The sequence below is a fragment of the Frateuria sp. YIM B11624 genome, from assembly GCF_049727805.1.
GTDB lineage: Bacteria > Pseudomonadota > Gammaproteobacteria > Xanthomonadales > Rhodanobacteraceae > Frateuria_A.
In genome coordinates this window covers 1-6046 of record NZ_JBCNYA010000059.1, presented here as the reverse complement: position 1 = coordinate 6046, position 6046 = coordinate 1, and the positions used below count along the sequence as shown (strand labels likewise).

Below are 6046 nucleotides of genomic sequence, written 5' to 3'. Positions count from 1 at the left end.
TTCCCCCCCTCCCCCCGCGGGGGAGATGTTGGGGGGGGGGGCCCAAGGCTTGCAAAGATCTAGACAAGAAAGGGCCCGCATGCGGGCCCTTTTTTTCAGCTCTTTCCGAAGCTCACCACCCAACAGGCACCGCCACGAACGCCACCTTGGCCGTTCCATCCACCGCCTGCCCGGTGATCCGCCCGGCATCGTCGATATCGTTGGCCGCCACCAGATGGCCGCTATACCCCGGCGCCCACCTGTTGAGATCCACCATCGTCCCGTTCTCCCACAGGAACGCCCGCGACCCCGCCGTACCGCCGTAGGACACCCCCACCACCTGGCCGCGCTCGTTGATGCCCAGCGCCTGGCTGCCCGTATCGCCCGGCAGCGTGCCCAGATCGCGCATGCCGCCCGCGCGCGTCCACAGGAACGCGTGCGCATGGAAGCTTCCCGGCGTGGCGCCGCCGGGCACGTTGGCGAAGCCGACCACGTCGCCGTGCTGGTTGATCGCCACCGGCGTGTTCCAGGCCTGCCCGCCGATATCGCCGAGCCTGATCAGCCGCCCGTGGTCCCACATCACCGCATGCCGCGCCGTGAAGCGGCCGACCGCCTGGTCGCAGTCGCCCGAGATGCCGACTACCTGGCCATGGTTGTTGAGCGCCACCGCGGCGCCGGAACTGTCGCCCTCGACCAGCGGCAGCGCACGCACCTGGTCGCGCGCCGGTCCCCACACCACCGGCAGGAACTGCAGTACCTGGTCCGATTGCGGGCTGCAGGTCGGGTCGCGCCTGGCCGTCTCGGCCCAGCCGGCGACCTGCGCGCGATCGTTGATGCCGGCGGCGAAACCGTTGTTGCCGCCCAGCGTGGGCAGCGCCCGCTTGTGGCCCCACTCCCACACCACGCCCAGGCAGGTGTGGTGCGTGGTGTTGGGGAAGAACGCCGAGCAGCTCCAGCTCTCGCCATTGGGATCGAGCTGCGCGGTCTCGGCCACGCCGGCGATCAGGCCGTAGTCGTTCTTCACCGGGAACACCACGGCGCTGTTGTCGCCGCCGAGCGTGCCCAGGTCGAAGGTCGAACCGAGCAACCAGGCGGTGGCGTGCGTGCGCTGGTCGCCGGACAGGTAGGACGAGCCCGTCACCAGGCCGAAGTTGTTGATGCCGACGCCGGCGCTGACGCTGCCGCCGAGCGAACCCAGGTCCTGCACCCGGTATCGCCCTTGCGCGCTCGCGGCGGCCGGCAGGGCAAGGGTGAAAGCGGCCGCACAGGCGGCGGCCAGTAGTACGCGCGAAAGCGGACGCATGGCAGATCTCCTTGTACTGTGTCGTGGGGACGGCGAACTGGAGGCTGGACCTGCGGCGGCGCACCCGGAAGGTCCACTTCCGCGACGAGGGCTGGTCCGGTTTGCGCTTGCCCTTTCTCCTCGGTGCGCGCGTACACTCGGCCCCATGCGCCGCTGGGAACTGACCCTCACGCTCGATCCCGCGCACCCGCAGCCGCTGTTCCTGCAGCTTGCGCGGGCGATCACCGACGCCATCCGCCGTGGCCGGCTGAAGCCCGGCGAGGCGTTGCCGGGCACGCGCGAGCTGGCCGGCCTGCTCGGCGTGAACCGCAACACCGTGGTCGCCGGCTATGCCGAGCTCGCCGCCGAAGGGCTGGTGCAGACGCGTGTCGGCGGCGGCACCTTCGTCGCCACCCAGGCGCCGGCACCGCGGCCGCCGGCCGGCGCGGGCGAGCGCGCACCGACCTACGAACTGGCCCCGCCGCTGCCCTTGCCCGCGCCTCCTCCGGCGCCGGCGCCCGGTGCGCTGGCGATCTGCAACGGCATGCCGGACGCCCGCCTGTTCCCGGCGCAGGCGCTGGCGCGCGCCTTCCGCCGAGCGCTCGGCCAGCGCCAGCGCAACGCACTGGACGCGCCCGATGCCTGCGGCCATCCGCGCCTGCGCGCCGAACTGGCGGCGATGCTCGCGCGCACGCGCGGGCTGCCGGTCACGCCGGGCAACCTGATGGTCACGCGCAGCATCGAGCAGGCGATCGACCTGGTCGCACGCACGCTGCTGCGCCCCGGCGACGTGGTGGTGATCGAGGCGCTCGGCTACCCGCCGGCGTGGCGCGTGCTGGAGCTGGCCGGCGCGCGCCTGTTGCCGTTGCCGCTGGATCGCGACGGGCTGGACGTCGGCGCACTGGAAGCCCTGCTGCCGCAGCAGCGCATCCGCGCCGTGTTCCTCACCCCGCACCACCAGTTCCCGACCACGGTGGTGATGTCGGCCGCGCGTCGCGCACGGCTTGGCCGGCTCGCAGTGACGCACGGCTTCGCGATCATCGAGGACGACTACGACCACGAGTTCCACTACGACGGCAAGCCGGTGCTGCCGATCGCGGCGGGACCGGAGCGCGCCAACGTGGTCTACGTCGGCTCGCTCTCCAACCTGCTCGCACCCGGCCTGAGCACCGCCTTCGTCACCGCGCCGGCCAGCGTGTTCCCGCGGCTGGCCAGCCTGCGCGCCGCCAGCGACGCGCGCGGCGACGCGGCGATGGAATGCGCGGTGGCCGAGCTGTTCGAGGACGGCGAACTGCTGCGCCACGTGCGGCGCATGCGGCGCACGTACGCGGCGCGGCGCGACGCGCTCGCCGGCGCGCTGCGCACACACCTCGGCGGCGCGCTGTCGTTCCACCTGCCCGAGGGCGGCATGGGCCTGTGGGCGAGCGTGGACCATGCGATCGACCTGGACGCCTGGTGCGCCGCCGGCGCGCGCGAAGGCGTGCAGTTGTTCGGCGCCGGCCGCTACGACTTCCATCGCCGCACACAGCCTTGCCTGCGGCTGGGTTTCGGCTACCTGGACGAAGCCGAACTGGCCGAAGCCGTGCGCCGCATGGCCCGCGCACTGGCCACGCTGCGCCCGGCCGCTTCGCGCACGCGCCGTCCGGCGGCCATGCGCGACGCCATCGCGGCGCCCTGACTTTCCTCACAGGCGCACACCGCCAGCGGCCGGCACACTCGCCCGACGCGCATCCGCGCGGCTGGCGGGGGACGGACATGGCATCGAACGCATCGCGCTGGCTGCTGCTGGCGCTGGGCCTCACACTGTGCGGCATGAACCACGCACAGACCTCCGCGCCTGCCGGAACATCGCAGGCCCAAGACGACTATCTCTGGCTCGAGGACATCGACGGCACGCGCGCGATGGACTGGGTCAAGCGGCAGGATGCGGCCACCGTCACCGGCTATGCCCAGTCGCCCGAGTTCAAACGCCTGGATGCCCGTCTGCTCGAAGTGCTGGACTCGGACGCACGCATTCCCTTCGTCGAGAAGCTGGGCGACCGCTACTACAACTTCTGGCGCGACAAGGCCCACCCGAAGGGCCTGTGGCGGCGCACCACGCTGGCCGAGTACCGCAAGGCGCAGCCGGCCTGGGAGACGGTGCTCGACCTCGATGCGCTCGCCGCGGCCGAGCATGAGAACTGGGTCTGGCACGGCGCGCAATGCCTCAAGCCCGATTACCGCCGCTGCCTGGTCTCGCTCTCCCGCGGCGGCGCGGATGCCGACGTGGTGCGCGAGTTCGACCTCCACGACAAGGCCTTCGTCGAGCACGGCTTCAGGCTGCCCGAGGCCAAGAACCAGGTGGCCTGGGCCGACCAGGACCACATCTTCGTCGGCACCGACTTCGGCCCCGGCTCGATGACCGAATCGAGCTACCCGCGCATCGCCAAGCTGTGGACCCGCGGCACGCCCTTGGCCGACGCGAAGACGATCTACGAAGGCAAGCCCGACGACCTGGCGGTCAGCGCCTACCGCGACCTCACGCCCGGCCACGAGCGCAGCTTCGTGCAGCGCGCGCTGGCCTTCTACGACAGCGAGAGCTACCTGCTCGGCGAGGACGGCAAGCTCACCCGCATCGACGTGCCCACCGACGCCGAAACCAGCGTCGAGCGCGAATGGCTGCTGATCGAGCCGCGCAGTGACTGGACCGTCGGCGGGCATACCTACGAGGCCGGTTCGCTGCTCGCCACCGGCTTCGACGATTACATGGCCGGCAAGCGCGACCTGACCGTGCTGTTCGAGCCCACCGACACCACCGCGCTGGCCGGCTATTCCTGGACCCGCCACCACCTGATCCTCAACGTGATGGACGACGTGGTGAACAAGCTCGAGGTGCTCACACCCGGTTCCGGCACGTGGAAGCGCGAATCGCTGGGCGGCGCCCCGGCGCTCTCCTCGATCGACGCCGGCGGCATCGACGAGGATGAGAGCGATGACTACTTCCTCACCGTCACCGGTTTCCTGCAGCCGACCACGCTGTACTACGGCACCCTGGGCAAAGGCGATGCGGAGGCGATCAAGCACAGCCCAAGCTTCTTCGACGCCTCCAAGTACCAGGTCAGCCAGCACTTCGTTCGCTCGAAGGACGGCACCCGCGTGCCGTATTTCGAGATCGCGCCGAAGCAGCTGAAGCTCGACGGCAGCAACCCGACCCTGCAGTACGGCTACGGCGGTTTCGAAATCGCCCTGGCCCCGAGCTACAGCGGCAGCATCGGCCGCGCCTGGCTGGAGAACGGTGGCGTCTACGTGATCGCCAACATCCGCGGCGGCGGCGAGTACGGCCCGCGCTGGCACAAGGCCGCGCTCAAGGCCAACCGCCTGCGCGCCTACGAGGACTTCGCCGCGGTGTCGCAAGACCTGATCAGGCGCAAGCTCACCTCGCCCGCGCACCTGGCCGCGATGGGCGGCAGCAACGGCGGCCTGCTGATGGGCAACATGCTCACGCTCTACCCGCAGCTCTACGGCGCGATCGTCAGCCAGGTGCCGCTGCTGGACATGAAGCGCTATACCCACCTGTCGGCCGGCGCCTCCTGGATGGCCGAGTACGGCGATCCGGACAAGCCGGCCGAGTGGGCCTGGATCAGGACCTTCTCGCCCTACCAAAACGTGCAGGCCGGCACGCGCTACCCGCCGGTGCTGTTCACCACCTCCACCCGCGACGACCGCGTGGGTCCGGCGCACGCGCGCAAGATGGCAGCGAAGATGCAGGCGATGGGCTACGCGGCGGACTTTTACGAAAACATCGAGGGCGGCCATGGCGGCGCGGCAGACAACAAGCAGTCGGCCTTCATGCACGCGCTCGAATACACCTGGCTGTGGCAGCACGTAAAATGACGGCCCCGCCGACCGCACCGTAATCCATGAGAGCTTCCGGCAGCATCAACCCGCAATTGCGCGAGTGGATCCTCGCCACCGCGCGCGCGGGCCACGGCGTGCCGGAGGTGCTCAAGCTGCTCAAGGAGGCCGGCTACCCGCCCGCGCAATGCCGCAGCGCGGTGGCCGAAGTGCTGAAGGTGCCGCTGAGCTCGATCAACGCCAGCCTCCCCAGCGGCCGGCGCACCCGCGCGCCGGCCGCGCCATGCACGGTCGTCGACGGCCGCCAGGTTCGCGTGAGCGCCGGCATGGAGGCACCGATCGTGCGCGTGCTCGACGGCCTGCTCGATGCCGGCGAGTGCAATGCGTTGATCGAGGCGGCACGCCCGCGGCTGGATCGTGCCATGACGGTGGCCGAGGACGGCAAGCACCAGGTGGACGAGCGGCGCACCAGCGCCGGCATGTTCTTCAAGCTGGGCGAGACACCGCTGGTGCGCACCATCGAGCAACGCCTGGCCGTGCTGCTGGACCTGCCGGTCGAGCACGGCGAGGGCCTGCAGGTGCTGCACTACCTGCCCGGCCAGGAATACGAGCCGCACTACGACTGGTTCGATCCCACCCAGCCGGGCTACGCGGCAGTGACGGCCCGCGGCGGCCAGCGCATCGCCAGCGTGGTGATGTACCTCAACACGCCCGAGGAAGGCGGCGGCACCGCCTTCCCGAACGTCGGCCTGACGGTCACCGCGCTGGCCGGTTCGGCCGTCTATTTCGCCTACGAGGGTGGCGATACCAGCTCGCTGCACGCAGGCCTGCCGGTCATCCGCGGCGAGAAGTGGATCGCCACCAAGTGGCTGCGCGAACGGCCGCTGCATAAAGCGTAGGGTGGGCTTCAGCCCACCGCCTTCCGCAAGCTTGCCGGTGGGCTGAAGCCCA

General features: G+C 70.6%; 4 protein-coding genes. 3 read left to right on the top strand and 1 reads right to left on the bottom strand.

Going from position 1 to position 6046, the window contains the following annotated elements; translation table 11 throughout:
- Positions 1 to 112: 112 nt before the first annotated feature.
- Entirely contained in the window at positions 113 to 1282 is a 1170-nt protein-coding gene (locus AAIL17_RS18135; RefSeq protein WP_424684231.1) for a hypothetical protein, read from the bottom strand.
- A gap of 145 nt (positions 1283 to 1427) precedes the next feature.
- Between AAIL17_RS18135 and AAIL17_RS18130 the strand changes: the two genes are divergently transcribed.
- The 3 genes from AAIL17_RS18130 (at position 1428) to AAIL17_RS18120 (ending at position 5994) form a co-directional block, all read left to right on the top strand.
- Entirely contained in the window at positions 1428 to 2939 is a 1512-nt protein-coding gene (locus AAIL17_RS18130; RefSeq protein ID WP_424684230.1) for a PLP-dependent aminotransferase family protein, read from the top strand.
- A gap of 77 nt (positions 2940 to 3016) precedes the next feature.
- Entirely contained in the window at positions 3017 to 5134 is a 2118-nt protein-coding gene (locus tag AAIL17_RS18125) for a prolyl oligopeptidase family serine peptidase (RefSeq protein ID WP_424684229.1), read from the top strand.
- A gap of 26 nt (positions 5135 to 5160) precedes the next feature.
- Positions 5161 to 5994 carry a 2OG-Fe(II) oxygenase gene (locus AAIL17_RS18120; protein ID WP_424684228.1) on the top strand — a complete coding sequence of 278 codons (834 nt, stop codon included), beginning with the start codon at positions 5161 to 5163 and terminating at the stop codon, positions 5992 to 5994.
- Positions 5995 to 6046: the final 52 nt, after the last annotated feature.

Excerpts from the sequence above, each read along its gene's own strand:
- AAIL17_RS18135 (WP_424684231.1), bottom strand. The coding sequence starts at position 1,282 with ATGCGTCCGCTTTCGCGCGTACTACTGGCCGCCGCCTGTGCGGCCGCT.
- AAIL17_RS18130 (WP_424684230.1), top strand. The coding sequence starts at position 1,428 with ATGCGCCGCTGGGAACTGACCCTCACGCTCGATCCCGCGCACCCGCAG.
- AAIL17_RS18125 (WP_424684229.1), top strand. The coding sequence starts at position 3,017 with ATGGCATCGAACGCATCGCGCTGGCTGCTGCTGGCGCTGGGCCTCACA.
- AAIL17_RS18120 (WP_424684228.1), top strand. The coding sequence starts at position 5,161 with ATGAGAGCTTCCGGCAGCATCAACCCGCAATTGCGCGAGTGGATCCTC.